Annotated in this window: 2 protein-coding genes; one reads left to right on the top strand and one right to left on the bottom strand. The window is 68.7% G+C overall.

Going from position 1 to position 1,917, the window contains the following annotated elements; genetic code table 11:
- On the bottom strand, window positions 1–1,039 hold a 1,039-nt coding region (locus ACXJKR_RS31065), incomplete at its 3' end, for a sensor histidine kinase (protein WP_457326131.1).
- A gap of 139 nt (window positions 1,040–1,178) precedes the next feature.
- On the opposite strand from ACXJKR_RS31065, the gene ACXJKR_RS31060 reads away from it, so the two are divergent.
- Window positions 1,179–1,917 (top strand): response regulator (locus tag ACXJKR_RS31060; protein ID WP_457326130.1); only part of this gene is annotated, 739 nt, incomplete at its 3' end.

The raw sequence follows: 1,917 nt of genomic DNA, 5'->3' as shown, positions 1-1,917 counted from the left end.
GGCCAGCGCCGAAGCCGAGATGGCGCAGCAGGGCCAGCGTCGCCTCGCGACCCTCGGGGCGGGCCTTGGCGAGCAGCAGGCGTTGCGGCTTGAGCGGCGCGGGCGTCGCGGCGCCCGCGTCCAGCGGCAGCGGCAGGCGGATCTCGAAGCTGCTGCCCTGGTCGGGCGTGCTGTGCACGCCGAGCACGCCACCCATCAGCTCGACGAGGCGGCGCGTGATGGCCAGGCCCAGGCCGGTGCCGCCATGGCGCCGCTGCATGGGCGCGTCGCCCTGCCGGAATTCGCGGAACAGGCCGTCGAGCTGCTCCGTGCTCATGCCGATGCCACTGTCCTGCACGGTGAGGCAGAGCGGCACACGGCCCTGATCGTCGGTGGGTGCGGCCGCCAGGCGCAGCTGCACCTGGCCCGCCGGCGTGAACTTGATGGCGTTGGCCAGCAGGTTGACCAGCACCTGCTGCAGCCGCAGTGCGTCACCGCGGAGCTGGCCGCGCGAGCCGAGCAGGCTGGCGTCGGCCCAGTCGCAGATGAGCGCGACAGCGGGGTTGGCATGCACCGGCCTGACCAGCTCCATGGCCTGGCCGACGACGTCCTCCAGCCGCAGCGGCAGTGACTCGATCGCCATGTGACCGGCCTCGATCTTGGCGACGTCCAGCACGTCGTTGACGAGGCTGAGCAGCATGCGCGAGGCGGCATCGGCCTTGGTCAGCAGGTCACGCTGTTCGGGCGTGAGCTGGGTCTGCAGCGCCAGTTGCGTCATGCCCATGACGGCATTCATGGGCGTGCGGATCTCGTGGCTGAGCTGGGTCAGGAAGCGCGTCTTGGCTTCGGTGGCCGACCGGTGTGACTCGGCCGCATCGAYGCCGCGCCGCAGCACCAGCATGCACAGCGCGGGCAGGGGCAGCAACAAGGTATTGATGACCAGGGCAGCGTCGACGGCCGCGCCGCCTGCGTCGCGCAGGCTCCAAAGCAGGGCCAGAAGCGCCAGCAGCGCCGCCATGGCAAGCCAGAGTAGGCCGAGCGTGAACGTGCGCTGGGGCATGGGCGATCGCGTGTGAACTTGCCGATTATGGTTGTCGCGGATGACCCGAATGTGCGACGGAATCCGTAGCCACGCCCTGGGGAAAGCCCCGGGCATGCCTGTGGTTGTCGGGGAGGTGCAGCGGTTATTCTGACCCGCCATGCCGCTCATCCTCGTAGTCGACGACCAGCCGAGCAACATCCATGCGCTCTACCAGCTGCTGGTGGACGAATGTGAGGTCTCCATGGCCACCAGCGGCGCCGAGGCGCTGGCCTTCTGTGCCCAGCAGCTGCCAGACCTGATCCTGCTTGACGTGCTGATGCCCGAAATGAGCGGCTATGAGGTCTGCGACCGCCTGAAGGCCGATCCGCGCACGCGCGGCGTGCCCGTCATCTTCGTCACCGTGCAGGGCAGCGCCGACGACGAGGCCCAGGGCTTTGCCCATGGCGCGGTCGACTACATCCCCAAGCCCTTTGTCGACGTCGTCGTCAAGGCGCGGGTGCGCACCCAGCTGGCGCTCAAGCTGGCGTCCGAGAGCTTTGCGCGTTCGCAGATCGAGCTCTTCCAGCGCGACAAGCTGGCCTCGGTCGGCCGCACCATCTCGGGCATCGCCCAGGAGCTGAGCTCACCGCTGGGCAACGCGCTGATCTCGGCCTGCACGCTGCAGGACGACTTGACCCATCTGCGCGGCTTGTCCGGCACCAGCAACATCAAGCGCAGCGACCTCGACAAGCACCTGCGCGTCAGCGAGGAGAGCGTCGGCCTGGTGCTGTCCAACCTGCAACGCACCCTGTCCATCGTCGACTCCTTCCTGCAGTCCACGGCCGACAACTTCGGCGACCAGCGCCGCAGCTTCTCGCTGCTGGAACTGGTGCACGAGGTGGTGGCYGGTCTGGCAC

This window comes from Roseateles sp. P5_E11 (assembly GCF_054049355.1).
The sequence above is the reverse complement of the archived record's forward strand: the minus strand, read 5'-3'. Positions and strand labels throughout refer to the sequence as shown.